19 protein-coding genes are annotated in these 19,377 nt (G+C 38.2%); 8 read left to right on the top strand and 11 right to left on the bottom strand.

Annotated elements, in window-relative coordinates:
- Positions 1-105: 105 nt before the first annotated feature.
- Positions 106-780: a monofunctional biosynthetic peptidoglycan transglycosylase gene (gene mtgA, locus MKL32_RS02695; protein WP_004912643.1), complete on the bottom strand. Its 675-nt coding sequence runs from the start codon at positions 778-780 to the stop codon at positions 106-108.
- Between the two features lie 72 nt (positions 781-852).
- Between mtgA and MKL32_RS02700 the strand changes: the two genes are divergently transcribed.
- Positions 853-1,659, top strand: a complete 807-nt coding sequence (locus MKL32_RS02700; protein ID WP_005402245.1) for a rhomboid family intramembrane serine protease — start codon at positions 853-855, stop codon at positions 1,657-1,659.
- Here MKL32_RS02700 and MKL32_RS02705 read toward each other — a convergent pair.
- Together MKL32_RS02705 and MKL32_RS02710 are read right to left on the bottom strand one after the other, a co-directional pair.
- Positions 1,656-4,142, bottom strand: a complete 2,487-nt coding sequence (locus tag MKL32_RS02705) for an ABC transporter permease (protein WP_270900136.1) — start codon at positions 4,140-4,142, stop codon at positions 1,656-1,658. The genes MKL32_RS02700 and MKL32_RS02705 overlap by 4 nt on opposite strands.
- A complete protein-coding gene (locus MKL32_RS02710) occupies positions 4,139-4,843 on the bottom strand; it encodes an ABC transporter ATP-binding protein (protein ID WP_039047392.1) in 705 nt (234 codons plus the stop codon). Before MKL32_RS02710 ends, MKL32_RS02705 begins: the two co-directional genes overlap by 4 nt.
- 42 nt (positions 4,844-4,885) lie before the next feature.
- Between MKL32_RS02710 and MKL32_RS02715 the strand changes: the two genes are divergently transcribed.
- Positions 4,886-5,509: an arylesterase gene (locus tag MKL32_RS02715; protein ID WP_171065609.1), complete on the top strand. Its 624-nt coding sequence runs from the start codon at positions 4,886-4,888 to the stop codon at positions 5,507-5,509.
- 34 nt (positions 5,510-5,543) lie between these two features.
- Here MKL32_RS02715 and MKL32_RS02720 read toward each other — a convergent pair whose 3' ends face one another.
- The gene (locus MKL32_RS02720; RefSeq protein ID WP_004912657.1) at positions 5,544-6,158 is read right to left on the bottom strand and encodes a carbonic anhydrase; all 615 of its coding nucleotides are present in this window, start codon (positions 6,156-6,158) and stop codon (positions 5,544-5,546) included.
- A gap of 236 nt (positions 6,159-6,394) precedes the next feature.
- Here MKL32_RS02720 and MKL32_RS02725 point away from each other — a divergent pair, with 236 nt between their 5' ends.
- Complete coding sequence (locus MKL32_RS02725) at positions 6,395-7,411, top strand: alpha/beta fold hydrolase (protein ID WP_039047393.1); 1,017 nt, start codon at positions 6,395-6,397, stop codon at positions 7,409-7,411.
- A gap of 19 nt (positions 7,412-7,430) precedes the next feature.
- Entirely contained in the window at positions 7,431-8,444 is a 1,014-nt protein-coding gene (locus MKL32_RS02730; protein WP_270900137.1) for a hypothetical protein, read from the top strand.
- A 26-nt stretch (positions 8,445-8,470) separates the two neighbouring features.
- Here the strand turns inward: MKL32_RS02730 and MKL32_RS02735 are convergent, their stop codons facing one another.
- Both MKL32_RS02735 and nfuA read right to left on the bottom strand, forming a co-directional pair.
- Complete coding sequence (locus MKL32_RS02735) at positions 8,471-10,480, bottom strand: ligand-gated channel protein (protein WP_270900138.1); 2,010 nt, start codon at positions 10,478-10,480, stop codon at positions 8,471-8,473.
- A gap of 227 nt (positions 10,481-10,707) precedes the next feature.
- A complete protein-coding gene (nfuA, locus tag MKL32_RS02740; protein WP_004956172.1) occupies positions 10,708-11,346 on the bottom strand; it encodes a Fe-S biogenesis protein NfuA in 639 nt (212 codons plus the stop codon).
- A 153-nt stretch (positions 11,347-11,499) separates the two neighbouring features.
- Between nfuA and MKL32_RS02745 the strand changes: the two genes are divergently transcribed.
- From MKL32_RS02745 to MKL32_RS02755, 3 genes are all read left to right on the top strand, one after another.
- On the top strand, positions 11,500-12,117 hold the full coding sequence (locus MKL32_RS02745) for a rhomboid family intramembrane serine protease (protein WP_004912671.1): 618 nt from the start codon (positions 11,500-11,502) through the stop codon (positions 12,115-12,117).
- Between the two features lie 164 nt (positions 12,118-12,281).
- The gene (locus MKL32_RS02750; protein WP_270900139.1) at positions 12,282-12,443 is read left to right on the top strand and encodes a hypothetical protein; all 162 of its coding nucleotides are present in this window, start codon (positions 12,282-12,284) and stop codon (positions 12,441-12,443) included.
- A 205-nt stretch (positions 12,444-12,648) separates the two neighbouring features.
- Positions 12,649-13,776 (top strand): helix-turn-helix transcriptional regulator, encoded by a 1,128-nt coding sequence (locus tag MKL32_RS02755; protein ID WP_270900140.1) that lies wholly within the window; start codon positions 12,649-12,651, stop codon positions 13,774-13,776.
- Between the two features lie 5 nt (positions 13,777-13,781).
- Here the strand turns inward: MKL32_RS02755 and epmA are convergent, their stop codons facing one another.
- Positions 13,782-14,765 (bottom strand): EF-P lysine aminoacylase EpmA, encoded by a 984-nt coding sequence (gene epmA, locus MKL32_RS02760; protein WP_270900141.1) that lies wholly within the window; start codon positions 14,763-14,765, stop codon positions 13,782-13,784.
- A complete protein-coding gene (locus MKL32_RS02765; RefSeq protein ID WP_270900142.1) occupies positions 14,762-15,829 on the bottom strand; it encodes a 4-phosphoerythronate dehydrogenase in 1,068 nt (355 codons plus the stop codon). The genes epmA and MKL32_RS02765 overlap by 4 nt, the downstream gene beginning before the upstream one ends.
- A gap of 192 nt (positions 15,830-16,021) precedes the next feature.
- Between MKL32_RS02765 and MKL32_RS02770 the strand changes: the two genes are divergently transcribed.
- A complete protein-coding gene (locus tag MKL32_RS02770) occupies positions 16,022-16,396 on the top strand; it encodes a diacylglycerol kinase (RefSeq protein ID WP_125318064.1) in 375 nt (124 codons plus the stop codon).
- A 66-nt stretch (positions 16,397-16,462) separates the two neighbouring features.
- Here MKL32_RS02770 and MKL32_RS02775 read toward each other — a convergent pair whose 3' ends face one another.
- The 3 genes from MKL32_RS02775 to MKL32_RS02785 form a co-directional block, all read right to left on the bottom strand.
- Positions 16,463-17,134, bottom strand: coding sequence for a hypothetical protein (locus MKL32_RS02775; protein WP_233739054.1), 672 nt, complete (start codon positions 17,132-17,134; stop codon positions 16,463-16,465).
- A gap of 225 nt (positions 17,135-17,359) precedes the next feature.
- On the bottom strand, positions 17,360-18,994 hold the full coding sequence (gene groL, locus MKL32_RS02780; RefSeq protein ID WP_004956155.1) for a chaperonin GroEL: 1,635 nt from the start codon (positions 18,992-18,994) through the stop codon (positions 17,360-17,362).
- Positions 18,995-19,051: 57 nt separating this feature from the next.
- Positions 19,052-19,342 carry a co-chaperone GroES gene (locus MKL32_RS02785; RefSeq protein ID WP_000065579.1) on the bottom strand — a complete coding sequence of 97 codons (291 nt, stop codon included), beginning with the start codon at positions 19,340-19,342 and terminating at the stop codon, positions 19,052-19,054.
- Positions 19,343-19,377 lie beyond the last annotated feature (35 nt).

Genomic DNA, 19,377 nt, shown 5'->3' on the forward strand with positions numbered 1-19,377 from the left:
ACCTTGTTATTTATGCATTCATCTACTGATAATTTAAGTATGCTGCAAATTTATGTCAATTTGGTAAAAAAGCCCAAAAATATTGAGCTTTTTTAATCGATCGGATTATTCTGGAAGCTGTGTTCCGTTCATATATCTCAATATGACGCGTTTGCGATATTGCAACTTACGGTCATTACGATGATCTTGATAATACTTAGGATTTGGTAACAACGCTGCTAAAAATGCGGCTTGTTCACGTGTTAAGCTTTTTGAACTTTTCCCATAATAATATTGTGTTGCAGCTTCAACCCCATAAATATTTTCACCAAATTCTACAGAGTTCATATATACCTCTAAAATTCGACGCTTTGACCACATCCGCTCCATCATCCAAGTTGCAACTGCTTCCTGTCCTTTGCGAATAAACGAACGTTGGTTGTATAAAAATAGGTTTTTTGCCAATTGTTGCGAAATTGTTGATCCACCTGCAACCACTTCACCCTTCTCATTATTACGTTCTAAAGCATGCTGGATACCGGCCCAATCGAATCCATGATGATGGACAAACTTCGCATCTTCGGCTGCAAGAATCGCGTGCTTAAAGTTGTCACTAATCTCATCATAATCTCGCCAATCTTGCTGAATTGGCTTCATATCAGACCAATAGTCCAACCGCATAAACATTGTGGTTTCAACTGGATTGGTTCTCCACCAAACTAAACTTGCAAAGATCCAAAGTTGGATGAGGAGTATCACTCCAATAATCAACATTACTGCACGTGCTAAAAAGGCTTTCATTAAAGTGCATCACTCCTAGGACAACGAATTCATGCTAAGCTGTTTTTATATTGATGACTAGCTTAAACACATATGACTGACATGACACCACCACAAATCAATCAAAAGTTGAGAATCCATACATGGTGGTTTACCGCATTACTTATTGCCGTCAATGTCAGTTTATTTGGTTGGCAAATTCTTTCAGGTGTGAATATTACCGACCCTTCCCCTCTTGATGCAATTGCTTGGGGTGCAGATTTTACGCCACTTACATTCTTATCTCAGCCTGAGCGCCTATTCACTAGCATGTTTTTCCATTTTGGACTCATCCATCTGATGCTAAATATGTGGGCGCTTTATATTTTTGGCAGTGTAGCTGAACAACTATTTGGTCGTTCCTATTATATAGGTATGTATTTTCTTGCTGGTTTAATGGGAAGTGTATTATCGAGTTATCTCTCGATTCGAGATGCATATGAATTGCTACAAAACTTTGATGCTGCATTATTGCCGCGTATTAGCGCAGGCGCATCAGGTGCGGTTATGGGACTCGGTGCAGCATTGACCATAATCTCATTATTGCCCCAACTCGCAAATCAACGTTTTATTCTAGATAAAAAATCATTACTCATGATTATGGCAATCAACCTTGTGTTTGGTTTCACCGTATCTGGCATCAACAATGCCGCACATATCGGTGGCATGTTGATGGGTGGTTTGTTAGCGGGCTTATGGTATCTGTCTCAAAAAACACAACGAACTGGTGTATTCCAATTTATAGCACTGCTTGTTGCAGTCTCGACTTTAAGCATCTTTTATTGGTATTGCACCCGACTCAGCACAAAACTCACTCCTTTATGGACTGAGATTCTGCGCCAAAATCAGATCAGTTTTTAAGACTGATTAATTTCTCTTAAACTTTGCAAAGGTGGTATATCACAGAGATAGCTTAAGCGATAACGACCTATCAATGTACATACCACCATCATAGTCAAAGGAAGAATAATCCAGATTTCTGGATGCCATTGAATAGACATTTGCATTTTGTAGCTAGCGATAGCACTGATCACCTCAGCAAAAAGACATGCCACAACACCTGAGACTAATCCAATAAAACCGATTTCTAAACTCAACATGCGTTTTAATCGATTCTTAGCGATCCCAAATGATCTTAACAGTGCCACTTCTCGACGACGTTCATCCATCAATACATTTAAGCACGCAATCAAGACTAAAATGCCTGACAAACCAACCAACATTGCAAGTACTGTCACGATCTGAACCAACACAGTCATCAAACGTTTCACTTCATCTAGAACACGTCCAACATCAATAAAAACAGTATTTGAAAATTGCTGAATCAACTCAACCATTTTTGCCTGATCAGTTGGCGGAACATAAAAACTACCTAAATAACTTCCAGCATTTTCATCCATCGTTTTAGGTGAAAAAATGAAAAAGAAATTGGGGCTAAAACTTTCCCATTCTACGGAGCGTAAATTAATCACGGTTGCATTCAAGCTTCCTTCAGGCAGACTAAAGCTCAGTTGATCGCCAATTTTGATTCCAAGTTCACTCGCCAATTTTTCTTCAACAGAAACTTGCCCAGTTTGAGTAAATGTTGAACGTCCTTGAATAATCACATTATCTTTAGGGTACACAGAGGACTGCGTAAGATTTAATTCACGACGTAATGAGTTATTTTCTTTGATCAATTCTGGAGAGAAAGCTTCACCATTTTTTGAAATCAATCGACCTCGAATATTTGGATACAACGGCGTTGAACTCCAATGATTCTGTTCCAACGATTGTTTCAACAAAGGCATGTCAAATGGAGGCAGACCATACACAAATTGATTAGGTGTTCCCTCAGGAAGTTGTTGTTGCCAGCGCTCAAGTAAGTCTGTTCTCAATACACTAAGTACCGTAATTAAACTTAATCCCAGTGCAAGTGCCGTAATTTGCAATGCAGTTTGATGCGGTATCCGAACATAGGCAGATAATGGGTGCTTTAATTGTTTGATCAATTTGAGAAGCAACCAAATACCAGCATATAAGATTCCACATAGCACAAGAATGGCAGCGAGAACCATTAGGCTTAGTTGTAAATTATCACTAAGAACTAAACTAAAAATCATTAAACTGATCGTGCCAATAGCAAACATGGCTATATAGGATTTGCGTGAACGTTCTTGTTGACGAATTACCCGTATTGGCGGCGTATTTAATAACTCCCAAATACTCGGCAGTATAAAACCAATCAAAACCATTACACTGGTGAAAATAGCTATCGGTAATGCCATCAGGATATCAAATACAGCAAAACTAACTTGTAGTTGCGGAATGAGCTGCAACATCAATTGCAATAATCCATAGCCTAATGCGATGCCAATCAGGCTTCCTAATACGATGGAAATAGCACTTACCAAGGCTAACAAGCCTAAATAAGCAATCAATATCTGTTTCTTACTTGAACCCAAACACCGCATCAAAGCAATATGATCTTGGTTTTGTTGTACATAACGTTGACTAGTTAGAGCAATCGCAATCCCACAAAGCAAAATAGTAAGTAAATTGGCGAGCTGTAGGAATGTATCCAAATTCTCGATTGGTTTCATTAATCGTGTATTGGACTGACTAGCATCACGCAATCGAAGTGAAGTTTGCTCCGAATTTTCTACAGATGAATTTGCATTCGGAGAGGTTTCATCCTCTTGATGCGTTTGCTGCTTATAAATCGTTTTGAATGCATTTACTAGTTCTAGCTGACCCGCCATCAATAAACGATATTCAATCCGACTCCCTACTTGTATGGCATTTGTCTTCGCAATATCCGCCTGATGAATAATAACTGTTGGTGAAAATCCAGAGAAACCTAACTCTTGATTTGAATCATGTTCGATCACGCCTGTGAAAGTAAATGTTCCATCTGCAATTGCAACTTGTTCACCTAATTTAACTTTGAGTAAATCAACTGCCCGTGGGCTTAACCAGACTTGATTTGGTTGTATTGATTTGGCTTGGGGTTCAATTTCTAACTTGCCTCGTAGAGGAAATTGATCATTGACCGCTTTGACATTAACCATGACAAATTGATCTTGGGTATGTGCCATAGAACCAAATACAGTGACTGGAGAATGCTTCAAGTTCAACTTATCCGCTTGCTCCACCCAACTGGATTGAATCGGATGACTATCCGACAACACCAGATCAGCTCCAAGCATTTCAGCTGCTTGTAAGGTCACAGCATTTTGTACTTGAGTGTTGCTAAATTTCAAAGCCGTTGTCGCACTGATCGCCAATGAAAGTGCAATAATCAGTAAATACAAACCACCCGTTCGAAAACTTTGTATCAGTAAGGGCTTTAAAATAGAACTCATATTGCCCCTCCTGATCGAACAATCTCCTGAATCTGACCATCGATGAGTTTGACATGACGTTGACAAAGTTCAGCTAAGTTTTGATCATGCGTGACTACAACCAATGTTGTTCCCAACTCTTTGTTTAAATCAAAAAGTAATTGTTCAATCTCTTCTGCAGTTTGCCCATCTAAATTACCTGTGGGTTCATCTGCAAAAATTAATTTAGGTTCAGCAATCAAGGCACGTGCAATAGCGACACGCTGTTGCTCACCACCAGATAAAACTTTGGGTGTTTGATGAGCCTGTCGAATCAAACCAACACGCTCTAACCATGCCAACGCTTTTTTCTCAGCATCTTTAAATTGGAAGTCTGGCTGTAAACGCATCGGCAGCATGACATTTTCTAAAGCACTCAACTGTGGAAGAAGTTGAAATGACTGAAATACAAACCCAATATTTTCTAAACGAACTTGTGCTCGCTGCTCCTCTGTTAGCTGATGTACATCTTGACCACAAACCGTCAATTCACCACTACTAGGACGATCCAAAGTCGCTAAAATCCCCAACAATGTTGACTTTCCTGAACCTGAACGTCCCGTAATTGCAATCTGCTCACCCTGATAAATTTCCAAATCAATTTCTTTTAAAATCGTTAAATTTTGCTGATTAATTTGAATGGTTTGTGTAACTTTTCGAGCAGAAATAATCGGTTGTGGCATGATGTCACGTATCCTTTAGAACAAATTTTAAGTGCTATGCAAATATCTAAAGTTATCTTGTTCGTTTCTAAAACACTGGGAGCGCTTGCAATATGTGTATTCCCGACAATCGTTTCAGCTAAGACCATATTGATTGTGGGAGATAGTCTGAGTGCAGGCTATGGAATAGATGTCAAACAAGGCTGGGTTAACTTATTACAACAACGGCTTGACCAACAGTATCCGAAAAAACACAAAGTGGTCAATGCAAGTGTAAGCGGTGAAACAACAAGCGGTGCACTTGCAAGAATGCCTAAGCTATTACAAACCTATAAGCCTGAAATTGTGGTGATTGAGCTAGGTGGTAATGATGGACTTCGAGGACAACCCCCTCAAATGATCCAACGTAATCTTGCTCAGTTGGTACAACTCAGTCAAAGACAAAAGGCAACAGTTTTACTGTTTGGTATGAAGATACCACCAAATTATGGAACGGCGTATAGCACAGCGTTTGAAAAAAATTATAAAGTTGTAAGTCAGCAATACAAAGTTAAGCTTTTACCTTTCTTTTTGGAGGGTGTAGCGGGTAATAAAAATCTTATTCAAAAAGATCAAATTCATCCAAATGCTAAGGCGCAACCGATCATGTTAAATTTAGCTTATCCATATATAAAAGGTGCCTTGTAGGCACCTTTTATAATTTAACAATCTATAACTTTATTTAGAAATCAAAAAAAGTCACTTCACCTGTCTCTAGTGAGTATTCAGCTCCAACCACGATCATTTTGCCTTTCTCGATTAAGCTTTCAAGTACAGCGGAACCATGACGCAACTGATTTACTGAAGCAAATACATTAGAGCGTACAGCATGTGCCGATAACTTTTTCAAATCATCTTTCAATTCTGTTTGCATTAAGATTTCAACAGATGGGCGTACACGGTTTACGATCGACATTAAGTTCGAAGAAGGTGCTTGATCAGGATGCTTTAAAGTATCGATCGTTGCTTGAATTGCGCCACAGTGACTATGACCTAATACCACAACAACAGCACAATCATAACGTTCAGCAGCAAATTCAACGCTACCTACTTGAGAAGGTGCAACAATATTTCCTGCTACACGAATAACGAATAAATCACCTAAGCCTTGATCAAAAACCATCTCCGCTGGCACTCGAGAATCGGAACATCCTAAAACAATAGCAAAAGGGTTTTGTTCACTTGCCATTTCAGCACGTTCTTGGTGAGTGAGTTGCTTTTGTAGGGCGGCTTCCCCTTTCACAAAACGAGCATTACCAGCTTTTAAACGTTCTAGAGCTTCATGAGCGGTGAGCATGCTTAAATCCATCTATGATTGACATGAAAAAATAGTTTAATGTGAGGACGATAGATTGTCACTGACAAAAATAAAAACTCTCAAACATTTGGTGATCGATCTATCAAGAAAAATAAGGAAAAAATAATCATTTCATTGGCAATAATTTACAGACATCTGTTGAATATGCAAATGACTATGTTTGAAACTTCAACAATAATCAAAAGGTTTAAAAATAAATCAAGGACAGAAAAATCATGATGAATAGAAGCTTTTCCACACCAATCCGAAAAACACTGACGGCTATCGCCTTCAGTTGCAGTCTTGCTGCAACCATGACAACAACGATGACTCAAGCCGCTGAAATCGAAATGAGTTTCCAAAATGTATTACAACAGGAACGTGCTTGGGCTGGGTTACAAAGTAAAACGCTTAAAGTTGGTGACATTACATGGTCTTATAGTGAAGGTGGTCAAGTCGGTAAACCGATTGTTGTACTTATTCATGGCTTGGCTGGTAGTCGTGATAACTGGAATCGTGTCGCGAATGCATTAACAGGCAACTATCATGTGATCATTCCAGATTTACCTGCCAGTGGCGAAACCCAAGTTCCGAAAGAATTTGATTATTCTGTACCTAATGTCACAGAAAAATTACGCCGTTTTATTGAGGCTGCAAACTTAACAGGACCTGCTCATATTGCAGGACACTCTCTAGGTGGCTCTATTGCGATGCTTTATGCGGGTCAATATCCATTTGAAACCAAGAGTTTATTTTTAGTTGATGCGGCTGGTGTCTACAAAGCTGGAAATACACCTTACTTGAAAGATCCAAACCAAATCAGAAGTATGATCGTCAGTAAAAAAGGCGACTTTAATTTCTTAATGCAGCAAGCAATGCATAACCCGCCGTTTATTCCTAAAGAAATTGCCCAAGCACAAGAAAAGATGATGATTGGACAAATAGAACAAACTCAGAAAATGGTTGACCAAATCATTGCACTCAATAAATTGTTTACACCAGACTCATTTGCCTTACTTGCTAAATCAATTGATGCACCAACACTGATTTTATGGGGCAAGCAAGATAAAATTATCAATGTTGAAGTCGCACCTGAGTTAAAATCACTTTTGAAAAACGCTCAAGCACCTGTCATCTTGGATAATGTCGGTCATATGCCGATCTTAGAAGCAGATCAGCTCGTCGTTCAACAATATCTACCGTTCTTGAGTAAAACCCAAGCCCAAAAGTCGGTGACTGCACCTACTCCTTAATCATTTATTTAGAGTCTTTATGCTTAAACACCCAATGATAGAACAACTGATTGATGCTCAACTGGACTTTTTAGATCAACAGTTTTCGCAATCAGAAACAATTCAACAAGAGTTCTCGCAGTTCTATCATTGGATACGTTTACAACAACTACAACATATTTGGTCTTTTGAACAAATTTATACCTTAATTGAAAAACAGATCTTAAATACACCTGCTAGTTCATTTTTAGTTGAACAAATTGCCGAGCACATTCGATTTGCACTTATTCATCCTTTAAATGATGAAACAACCATCGAAGAAATTATTCCTGTTTTAACGATCGATACGATTGCTCAATACGTTGCAAGTAAAAGTGGACATCGCCAACGCTTAATTAAAACGATTGTTAATAATCCTGCATTTTCTGCTCTTATTACTCAACTTATTCAACACTCTATTCAAGATTATTTGGATAATTCAGTGATGTCTAAACGTGTCCCAGGCGTTGGTCATTTCATGAAAATGGGGAAATCTGTATTAGAGACTGTTACGGACTCTAATCTAAATGACACAGTCGGCCATTATTTACAGAAGAATATTCTTAAAATTAGCCAAATGAGTGAGCGCGTGCTCAATCAGCATTTTAATGATGAAAAGCTATATCATTTCCAAGCTAATATTTGGCACAAAATTAAAGTTATGCCCGTTTCCGTGTTAAAAAATTATGTTGAAGTTCAAGATCTAACGCAAACTGTTGGTATGGGACATGAGATCTGGGATCATCTTCGTCAGACACCCTATATGAAACAACAAGTACATGATGGTGTTTACGCATGGTATGCACGCAATCAGGAGCGTACGTTTGATCAACTCCTTCGAGATCTCAATATTAATGAGAGTTTGATTCAAAATGAATTAAGTATTTTATTAACGCCAGTGTTAAAGCGTTTGATTGATACTGGTTATTTAAGACAACGCGCACGTATTCATTTAGATAAATTTTATTATTCTGACCAAGTGATGAATATTCTCAATCACGAGCAAGGCGCCTAAGCGCCTTGTTTTTTTATCATTTAAAGTTAGAAACTATACGTAAGTCCTAAATTATAACGTCGACCATCCAACACATAACTATAAGTTTCTGTATCTATTTCCTTATCTAGCAAATTATATACCCCTGCGGCAATTGCGACGTTTTGTGTAGGTTTATAATTGACACCAACATCTACCATGGCATAAGCAGGCTTACCTTTCGCCATCGCTGTTCGACTTAAATAGTCAGATGTTTTACTGCGATAATTAACTCTTGCCCAACTAGAAAACTGATCCGATACTTCCCAATCCGCTGTTGTGTTGAACATATGCTTTGGCATTTCATTTAAAGGCTTACCTTTATTAATACCACTCTTCTGTTCTGTATCTGTAAAGGTGTAATTCGCTGATACATTCACATTAGGCAACGCCTGCCATCCAAACGTCAGTTCAGCACCACGCATATTGGCTTTATCCACGTTCTCACGTAAGCTGACAAAGTCGAATTTTTCACCTAACCAATCACACTCTAAGGCACCAACATTTTCACCCTGACAGGTTCTAACTTCTGTAATTTTATCTTTGAAATCACTATTAAAAATAGTAAGTCCAGCAGTGAGATGATCTAAATTATCCCAGTTGAAAGACACCTCATAGTTAACACTTTTTTCAGGTTTTAGGTCTGGATTACCAACAATTACGCCCTTACTTTGACCACCACCTGTTGCTTGCCCCCACTCTGCTACCGTCGCACGAAGTGCAGGCGTTTTATATCCTGTAGACACGCCTCCTTTAATCACCCAATGATCATTTAAACCCCAAACGCCATAGATTTTTGGACTCCAATGATCACCAAACTTCTCATCTTCATCTAAACGTAATGATGTAGTCAGAGTGAAATCATCTATAACATTCCATGCATTTTCAGCAAACAGTGCCCAACTGTAACGATCTAAACTTGAGACAGGTTTTGCCCCTCCCACACTAAGTTGATTGCCTTGATCATCTAATTCTTCTTTTAAATACATTCCACCAAAACTCAAACTATGACGATCAAAGTTAATCTTGTTAATCGTATTAAAAGTAGTATTGATGGCTTCCATATTGCGTGAAGGATTTTCATTTTCTTCACGCTGAATATATGAATGTGTTTCAACGGGACCAAGCTGACCTCGATGAGTTAAGCTGTATTCTGTTCGATAATAATCTGTAAGTGAATCTACTGGAGGATTTCGACCTGTTTGTACAGGAGAGATACTTTTTCCAACGGTTCCATTACGATTTTGAATTGAACGCTGATAGTCCAAATCAATCGTATGCTGATCATTCGGGGTCAGACTCAAGGCTGCTCCACCCGCTCGAATTTTCTGCTCCTTGTAACCTCCATAAATCTCGTCTTCATCTCGCTGAGAATATAAGCCATTTGCTTTGAACGACAACAGATTTGCAATTAAAGGACCAGCGATATATGCATTGGTTTGATAAAGATGACCTGATTTTGAATTTTCTTGTAGTGTTGTATCTAGCTTAATAGAACCTGTCCATTGAGCTGTATTTTTTTTAGTAATAATATTAATTACACCGCCCATCGCATCCGAGCCATATAAACCTGACATTGGACCGCGAATCACCTCAATTCGTTCAATCGCGCCAATATTGGGTAACCAACCTTGCTCGATCCCAGAATTATCACTATTTGGTCTCACAGAGCGGGTATTCACTTTTTTACCATCGACCATAATCACGGTATAGGCACTTCCCATACCCCGTATACTAATATCGCTAGAACTTCCTCCCCCCGTCACGACAACACCTGGAATATCTTTCAGTGCATCTGTGACATCTCGATAAGCTTTTTTATTAATTTCTTCTTGTGAAAGTACTGAGATCGAGGCTGCTGCTTTCTTTATATCTTGCTCAAAACCACTCGCTGTCACCACGATGGTCTCTAATTGATTAAGCTCTTGTGTTTTGGTTTCTGCTGCATATGCAATGGAAAACATTCCGCTCATCACTGAAAGTGTGAGTAAAGATTTACGGGTTATTTTATTCGACATAGTTTTCACCTAAACGACACAAATCTTAAGATTTGCTTAAAAATTTATGTGAATTCTAACAAAAAACAAATAAAACTCAATACAAATGATAATTATTATTATTTATATACTCATTAACACACATGATTTTATTGTTATGAAACAATATTAAAAACAAAGCAAAGGTTCAAAAATTAAAAAAGAGCCTCATATAGGCTCTCTTTTATTCATGAATGCAATCCTTCAAATTACTTGAAATATGCACCTTCTGATTGAGTGTGATCTGTTTGATCTACAACACGCTGTAATTCTGGAACATGCTGTTTTAAAGTGGTTTCAACACCTTGTTTCAAAGTCACATCAATCGCTGAACAACCTTGGCAACCACCGCCAAACTTCAATACGGCTGTTAAACCATGTTCTGGATCATTTTGTACTTCCACAAGGCTACAATTACCGCCATGACCTTCTAAACCTGGATTAATTTCAGATTGTAATACATAAGTAATACGCTCTTCGATTGATGCATCAGGCCCTACACGTGGAACTTTCGAGTTAGGTGCACGGAAAGTCAGCTGACCACCAAAACGATCTTTATTGTAATCAATGACTGCATCAACTAAATAAGGAATCGATGGTGCATCTACATATGCAGGAAAGTCTGGATAATCCTGTTTATAGTCCGTTGGTACCACTTCTTCAGGCGCGCTATAAGCCATACAACACTCAGCACGTGGTGTTCCTGGATGCTCTACAAAAACTCGAACGCCAATTCCTGGAGTATTTTGTTTTGCTAATAGATCACGTAAATACTCTTGTGCAGAGGGAGTAATCAAAAGGTTTGGAATTTCTTCTGCGACAGCAGTGTTGGTGTTCTCAGTCGACATAACAATAATCCTCAAGCTGATGTCGTTATATTAACCGAAGATGGAGGGTAATAAAAAAAAATCAACCATTTTTGTAGGAATTATATGCAAGATGATTGTTTATTAACTTTTTAATGGCATTATTGCTTAGACACTGATCAATTTAATTCATTTATGCTACATCTACCCTTTGGTCACACTGTGACTCTGATCATTATTACCGTTGCGATTTCTTTATTAGCATTTAGCAATCAAACCGTGATGAATCGTTTGATTTTTTGGCCACCTGCGATGCAACGCGGGCAATTTGACCGTTTTATTACCCATGGCTTTGTACATGCAGATGGAACACATTTACTGTTCAACATGATTACCCTATTTTTCTTCGGTAATATTATTGAAAGCTTTTATCGTGAATTCTTCTACGATATGGGCTTTGTACTGTTTTATTTGGGTGGATTAATTTTTGCTATCTTGCCAAGTTATTTAAAACATAAGAATGATGTCCGTTGGGCGAGTCTGGGTGCTTCTGGAGCAGTCTCAGCCGTTTTATTTGCATATATTTTATTTCAACCGTGGAATTTAATTTTCGTATTCTTTATTCCTGTTCCTGCGATTATTTTCGCTATTTTATATGTGGCTTACAGTATTTGGTCTGGTAAACGTGGAAATACCAATATAAACCATAGTGCTCACTTATGGGGAGCAGCATACGGTGTCATTGTTACCGTTATCCTCGAACCTAAAGTTCTGCCACATTTTCTTAGCCAACTCACAAAACTCCCCTTCTAAACTAAAATATTCACACTCAATCCCTTTTGTAAATAACAAAAGGGATTATTGACAATGTATGCCAAGATACAGAAATTGAATAAAAAAATGCGTCATTCATCTAGTAGAAAAATGAATTGCACATTAAAGTCTAAAATGAATAAACAAAACTTTGGGATGAAGTTATGAAGAAAGCATTATTGTGCCTAAGTGCATTGTTCTGTTTAGGTTTATCAGCGTGTGCTGTACATACACCTCATGGTAGCGTCGTTGATCCAGATCGTACCTATGGTGGTGGCCATGGAGATTTCTGTCCTCCTGGACAGGCTAAAAAAGGTCGCTGCTAAGTTTAATTTTGTCTAAACTCACTTGTTGGGTTTAGACAATTTCCTCCTCCTGCAATCAAATGAAAATCATTACTAATTCAAACACACATTTCATCGAATAATTGCCTAAAACTTCACACTTTTTTACTTCTAGCGATTTCATTTATTAAAATGCCATATAAAATATAAGGAAATCTATTCTCTTCATTTTGATGGGATTTCTTCAATGGATCTAATTCAACGTTGTGCAGTTAAAGAAATCCTGAATCAAGTTCAGAATGCGGATGACTGGGTTATTTTTTTAGAGCATCTCAATCATCATTTTGATGTCCAAGCATCTCAACTTTTAGCAGTTGATCTTGAAGTTCAAGCACTTTCATTTAGTATTCATCACGGTGTCAACCTTGACTCGCATCAACTTGAACAAGCAGCACTCAAGCAAATTCGTCTTGAAATTGACGATGATCCTCGTTTAAAAAAAATGTTATCTGCACCGATGAATGGTTGGATGCATTGCAAAGAGCATTTCCAAGAAGATGAGATCACCCAAACACAAGTTTATCAACAAGTATTAAAACCACTTGATCTAAGATTCTGTTCTGCCATCCAAGTTATTTTTGATCATAAGGTATGTGTCATTCTTTCATTTCTAACCAGTTATGATCGTGGTGCCTTAAGCTGTTCTGAGTTGAAGCCTGTTTATGAAATTTTGCCGATCTTGCAGCAAAAAATTCAGCAATATCGACATCATTTTGAATATTCCACAATGACCCTTTTAGGCTCCCAACTTATTCAAAAGATGAAGCAAGCTATTGCGATCATTAATTTTAACGGTGATATTTTAGAACTTAATGCGGAGGCACAACAATTATTTGAAATAAATCCTCAAATTCAAATAAAACAGCGACGCTTTGTTTTTACTGGTGAGAATCAAACTATTTTCGACCAAAATCTAATCGAATTGGAGCGAAATTATAAAAATAATCCAGATCTAAGTTATGCCGAGCGAACAAAAATTATGATGTTGGATCACCAACTTTTCCTGAGCCTAGATTTACTCTCTCCTGAAAAAGCGCATAAGATTTTTGGTTTGCGACCAGTTTTGTTAGTAACATTCTCAGGCTTAAAACATAGACCCCAATATCAGAAAGAAATTTGCGCAAAACTATTTATGTTTACACCTGTAGAACACAGAATCTGTGAACAACTCCTAGATGGAAAAACGGTCAAAGAAATTGCTATGTCACAAGATATTCAATCAGATACTGTCAAAAAGCATTTACAGTCCATCTTTAAAAAGACCCAAACTCACCGTCAAAGTGAGTTGATCCAATTATTAATGCAATTTCTATAACAGCTCTAGGCAATTTCAGCAGGAAAAGCGATCACTTGATCAATTTTCATCTTATTCATTACAACCATAAGTAAACGATCAATACCCAATGCAATACCGGAGCATTCAGGCATATGAGGTAAAGCAGATAATAGATATTGATCAGTAGGTATCACGGGTAAACCTTGTAAAGCACGTTCTTGATTATCGGCTTCAAATCGTGCTGCTAATACTTCTGCATCCAGAAGTTCGTCATAGGCATTAGCAAGCTCTAAGCCTTCAATATAGACCTCAAAACGAGCTGCAACCCATTCCCCATCTTCATCTTGTTTTACTTTTGCTAATGATGCCATCTCAGGTGGAAAATCTGTCAAAAATACAGGTTTGTCAAAGCCCAAACTTGGCTCTACAAAATGAGAAAATAATAAGTCCATGTAAGCCAAACGATCATCACCCAAATCAAGATTCAGACCGACACGATGTGCGGTGTCCTTAAGTTGTTTTAAGCTGGCTTGTAATGGGTTGATCTCTAAACGATCTTGAAAAGCATGCTTATAGCTCAAAATAATAGGACGAATTTCACCAAAACGATGTGCTAAACAGGTTTCCAATAGATCCGCTGTCTCATGCATTAAGGCTTTCAAATCCATAGCAGGTCGATACCATTCCAACATGGTGAATTCGCTATTGTGTTTACGTCCATGCTCATCATCACGAAAGACTTTACAAATTTGAAAGATTGGGCCACTACCACTCGCCAACAATCGCTTCATCGGGAACTCAGGCGAAGTCTGTAAATATTGAGTATTTAATTTTCCATGAATATGACGCTGTACTTGTACTGACGCCAAATGCACATCTGTGACCCCTGCTTGAGACAAAACTGGGGTTTCAACTTCTAAAACATTTCGTTCAGCAAAAAACTGACGAATTTTATTGTACATCTCTGCACGGGCTTTTATTGCCTCAAGCGAACAAGTCGGTTGATAAGATTTCATAGTCTGGCTCATGCTTTTGGTCCACCGTGTGCTGCCCATTCACGGCGTAATGGATAATTCTTTCGGAGCAAATCAAACGCTTTTTGTTCAACTTTTCCATCCATGACACAAGCTCTTAATTTTTGATCATCTTCAGCAATATTATAAATTTGGCTAAGATGCTGCTTTAGTACTTCTTTCAAATCTTGTTGTTCAAAGAATTGCTCAACATGCGGTAATTGGGTTTCGAACTGTTTAGATATTGGATAATCAAATTTATGACAAAATGCCTCATAAATCATCTGTGTACCACGAGCCTTACCTTCAAGACTATAACCCGCAATATGCGGTGTTGCTAAAGCCAACATATCTAGTAACTGTTGCGAAATTTCAGGTTCAAACTCAAATACATCTAATACAACTTTTCGATTGTTCCTTTGGATATCTGTCATTAAAGCTGCTTCTTGAATCACTGGACCACGCGCGCTATTAATCAGTATCGCGGATTCTTTCATTTGAGCAAACGTTGCTTCATTAAATAAATGTTGTGTTGGATGATCACCAGTTGACGTTAACGGTACATGAATGGATATGGCATCAGCACGTGCTAGTAACGCATCAAACGATACATTTTCAATACCATCTAGCTGTACAAAAGGATCATAACCAATCACTGTCCAACCTAATAATTGGGCCATTTTTGCAAGTCGACGACCAACATTACCTAAGCCAACAATCGCTAATGTAAATTCATGATTTCTTTCTAATAATTCGATGTCTAGGTGCAGCAACGCAGTGATAACATATTCTGCGACCGCTTGAGCATTACAACCCGCTGCATTCGTCCACGTGATGTTTTGTTGTTCTAGCGCTTGAATATCGAGATGATCTGTTCCAATCGTTGCACTACCGACAAACTGAATTGTAGTCTGATCAATTAGGGCATGATTAACTTTAGTAACCGATCTAACCAATAAAGCATCAGCATTTTGGACATCTGCATGAGTCAACGTTCGCCCCGCTCGATGCTGTATTTCTGCAAATTCCGCAAAGAAATAATCGGTAAAAGCCAAATTTTCATCTGCGATAATTTTCATGCAGGATATTCCATCTGTTGAACTAGGCTTATTATCCTTAGCATCAGTCAAATTGACAAATTAAATCTCAACGTTTCCAATAAAATGGCGAGAAACATTACAACTTTGCAGAGATCATGCGACTTATTGCCAATCCTCAGAAGCAGTTTTACTTTTATAATGGCGACATATTTTATCTCTTAAAGTTCTGTTATGACGCCTTACTCTCCCTACAAAGGCAAAAATGGTATCAAGCGTATTTTGAATGCAACGGGTTATTCTCTCGCTGGGTTTAAAGCCGCATTCAGCCATGAAGCCGCTTTTAGACAAATTTTATTACTCAATCTTGTTTTAATTCCAACTAGCTTTTTTGTTCATGTTTCTGCCCTTGAACAAGCATTGATGGTCGCTGTTTGCTTACTTGCTATTATTGTAGAGTTATTTAATTCTGCAATTGAAGCTGTGGTTGATCGCATATCGTTGGAGATACATCAGCTCTCAAAAAATGCCAAAGATATGGGCAGTGCTGCTCAATTTGTATCTCTTGGAATCATTTTTTCAACATGGATGATTATCCTTTTAAAGTGATTTGTAAATAAGAAATGCTTTTGCATTTCTTATTTTTTTCAATATACATAGTCATTTGATTCTAAATTAAAATCCGAATCCTAGACCAACGACAGGACCTTTTTGTACGGTATCCCATTTAAAGTTACCATCAGAATAGTCTTGTGATACGTATCGATAACCCACTCTAAAATTTACTGGGGTTGAAAATACAGCTTTACGGTATCCCAAATAAGCCTGAGCGATTTGTGTTTGTTCGGTACCGTGAGTGTATTGCGCTGCTAAATTCCACGGAGAAGTAGAGTTGTAACGTATCCGCGCCCCACCAAAATATTCAAACCAGTGTTTTTCAACAGCAACACCTTTGCCCAAAGCATCTAAGGTTCCCTCTAGATCTGTATAATTCACACCTAGAGTGGGTTCAATGATCCAGCCTGTACCATCAGAAAATTGTTCAAATGCACGATAATAAATTCCTGCATTACTTAAGTTTACAGTGGTCGATAATGCAATTGGGTAATTATAAACTTGCTTTTCTTCTTCAGTCTTTACATATTGAATATCAGTATAAATCCCCCACTTCCCTTTGGTTACTTCCAGATGTCCAATCAAAGCTTGATCAAGCGCCTCTAGGGTATCTTTAAAAGGTTGATCTAACTGATAGTTAATCCCTTGATAACCTATTATTCCATTTATGTCCGCCGCAAAACCATAAATATTCAAAAAAACCTTAGTCTCACCTTGGAATGAATCTTTTATCGTATCCGCGTAGGCTTACGAGCTTAAAGCCATACACCCAAGAATTAATAATGATAACCGAACCATTTTCTACTCCTAAAACCGTTTAATTATTTAAAATTTACTTATCAAGTTATTTATTTAAGTCAGATCATTAATAACGTTTTGATTGTGATTTTTCTATACTTCAAACGTAAAAAATCCCTGCCAAGGCAGGGATTTTTTTAAATATGAGCGACAATGTGATTACATCATTCCGCCCATACCACCCATTCCGCCCATATCTGGAGCAGCTGGTTTATCTTCTGGGATATCAGTGATCATACATTCTGTAGTCAACATTAAACCAGCAACTGAAGCAGCATGTTCTAATGCAGAACGAGTTACTTTAGCTGGGTCAAGGATACCCATTTCTAACATATCACCGTATTCACCAGTTGCAGCGTTGTAGCCAAAGTTACCTTCACCTGCTTTCACTGCGTTAATTACAACTGATGGTTCATCACCAGCATTTGAAACGATTTGACGAAGTGGAGCTTCGATTGCACGACGCAAAATATTAATACCTGCTGTTTGATCTTCGTTAGCGCCTTTTAGACCTTCTAACACATTAACAGCACGTACTAGAGCAACACCACCACCAGCAACAACACCTTCTTCAACTGCAGCACGAGTTGCGTGAAGTGCGTCGTCTACGCGGTCTTTCTTCTCTTTCATTTCAACTTCAGTTGCAGCACCGATTTTAATCACTGCAACACCGCCTGCTAATTTAGCAACACGTTCTTGAAGTTTTTCTTTGTCATATTCAGACGTAGACTCTTCGATCTGCGCACGGATTTGTTGAACACGTTCAGCGATTTGTTCAGCATTACCGGCACCATCAACAATCACTGTGTTTTCTTTAGACACTGTGATTTTATGAGCAGTACCTAAATCTTGAAGAGAAGCTTGTTCTAAAGACATGCCTACTTCTTCAGAGATTACAGTTGCGCCAGTCAAGATTGCGATATCTTGAAGCATCGCTTTACGACGATCACCAAAACCAGGTGCTTTAACTGCACATACTTTGATAATACCGCGCATGTTGTTGACAACAAGAGTTGCAAGCGCTTCGCCTTCAACATCTTCCGCGATGATAAGAAGAGGTTTACCAGTTTTAGCAACTGCTTCTAAAACAGAAATCAATTCACGGATGTTGCTGATTTTTTTATCAACAAGAAGAATGAATGGATTTTCAAGTTCAGCAGTTAAAGTATCTTGTTTGTTTGCGAAGTATGGAGAGATATAACCACGGTCGAACTGCATACCTTCTACAACATCTAATGCATCTTCGAAGCCAGAACCTTCTTCTACAGTGATAACGCCTTCTTTACCTACTTTTTCCATCGCTTGGGCGATAAGCTTACCAACAGTAGTATCAGAGTTTGCAGAGATCGAACCGACTTGTTCAATTGCTTTGAAATCATCAGCAGGCTTTGCATTTGCACGGATGTTCTCAACAACAGTTTTAACTGCAATATCAATACCGCGTTTTAAGTCCATTGGGTTCATACCAGCAGTTACTGATTTGATCCCTTCATTTAAGATTGCTTGAGCAAGTACAGTTGCAGTCGTTGTACCATCACCCGCGATGTCATTTGTTTTTGAAGAAACTTCACGAACAAGTTGAGCACCCATGTTTTCAAACTTGTCTTTTAAAGAAATTTCTTTAGCAACAGTTACACCATCTTTAGTGATGTGAGGTGCACCGAAAGAACGATCGATTACAACGTTACGACCTTTAGGACCTAAAGTGACTTTAACCGCATCTGCAAGTACGTTTACACCTGCAATCATTTTTGAGCGAGCTGAATCACCAAATTTTACGTCTTTAGCTGACATGTTAAACTCCGAATCTTTAAATACTTTATCTGATAATAAATGTGAGTTATGTGTCGATTAGCCTTCAAGCACAGCTAAGATATCTGACTCTTTCATAATCAAGAGTTCTTCACCGTTTACTTTTACAGTTGTACCTGCATAAGTACCGAATAATACTTTGTCTCCAACTTTAACATCCAAAGCACGCACACCATTGTCAGTGATTTGACCATTACCTACTGCGATCACTTCACCTTGAGAAGGTTTTTCAGCAGCAGAACCTGGAAGTAAAATACCACCAGCAGTCTTGGTTTCTTCTTCTACGCGACGAATCACAACACGATCATGTAACGGACGAATGTTGCTCATAGTTAACTCCATCAGACTTAGTCTTTTTTGATTAA

It is taken from the genome of Acinetobacter sp. AOR34_HL, from assembly GCF_027854795.1.
In the GTDB taxonomy this organism is placed as follows: Bacteria; Pseudomonadota; Gammaproteobacteria; order Pseudomonadales; family Moraxellaceae; genus Acinetobacter; species Acinetobacter junii.

What these genes read in the sequence shown, in the direction of transcription:
- nfuA (WP_004956172.1), bottom strand. Translation starts at nt 11,346, where the DNA reads ATGTCGACTGAGAACACCAACACTGCTGTCGCAGAAGAAATTCCAAAC.
- MKL32_RS02730 (WP_270900137.1), top strand. Translation starts at nt 7,431, where the DNA reads ATGCTTAAACACCCAATGATAGAACAACTGATTGATGCTCAACTGGAC.
- MKL32_RS02745 (WP_004912671.1), top strand. Translation starts at nt 11,500, where the DNA reads ATGCTACATCTACCCTTTGGTCACACTGTGACTCTGATCATTATTACC.
- groL (WP_004956155.1), bottom strand. Translation starts at nt 18,994, where the DNA reads ATGTCAGCTAAAGACGTAAAATTTGGTGATTCAGCTCGCTCAAAAATG.
- MKL32_RS02725 (WP_039047393.1), top strand. Translation starts at nt 6,395, where the DNA reads ATGATGAATAGAAGCTTTTCCACACCAATCCGAAAAACACTGACGGCT.
- MKL32_RS02765 (WP_270900142.1), bottom strand. Translation starts at nt 15,829, where the DNA reads ATGAAAATTATCGCAGATGAAAATTTGGCTTTTACCGATTATTTCTTT.
- MKL32_RS02735 (WP_270900138.1), bottom strand. Translation starts at nt 10,480, where the DNA reads ATGTCGAATAAAATAACCCGTAAATCTTTACTCACACTTTCAGTGATG.
- MKL32_RS02750 (WP_270900139.1), top strand. Translation starts at nt 12,282, where the DNA reads ATGAAGAAAGCATTATTGTGCCTAAGTGCATTGTTCTGTTTAGGTTTA.
- MKL32_RS02755 (WP_270900140.1), top strand. Translation starts at nt 12,649, where the DNA reads ATGGATCTAATTCAACGTTGTGCAGTTAAAGAAATCCTGAATCAAGTT.
- MKL32_RS02785 (WP_000065579.1), bottom strand. Translation starts at nt 19,342, where the DNA reads ATGAGCAACATTCGTCCGTTACATGATCGTGTTGTGATTCGTCGCGTA.
- MKL32_RS02700 (WP_005402245.1), top strand. Translation starts at nt 853, where the DNA reads ATGACTGACATGACACCACCACAAATCAATCAAAAGTTGAGAATCCAT.
- epmA (WP_270900141.1), bottom strand. Translation starts at nt 14,765, where the DNA reads ATGAGCCAGACTATGAAATCTTATCAACCGACTTGTTCGCTTGAGGCA.
- MKL32_RS02720 (WP_004912657.1), bottom strand. Translation starts at nt 6,158, where the DNA reads ATGCTCACCGCTCATGAAGCTCTAGAACGTTTAAAAGCTGGTAATGCT.
- MKL32_RS02710 (WP_039047392.1), bottom strand. Translation starts at nt 4,843, where the DNA reads ATGCCACAACCGATTATTTCTGCTCGAAAAGTTACACAAACCATTCAA.
- MKL32_RS02705 (WP_270900136.1), bottom strand. Translation starts at nt 4,142, where the DNA reads ATGAGTTCTATTTTAAAGCCCTTACTGATACAAAGTTTTCGAACGGGT.
- mtgA (WP_004912643.1), bottom strand. Translation starts at nt 780, where the DNA reads ATGAAAGCCTTTTTAGCACGTGCAGTAATGTTGATTATTGGAGTGATA.
- MKL32_RS02770 (WP_125318064.1), top strand. Translation starts at nt 16,022, where the DNA reads ATGACGCCTTACTCTCCCTACAAAGGCAAAAATGGTATCAAGCGTATT.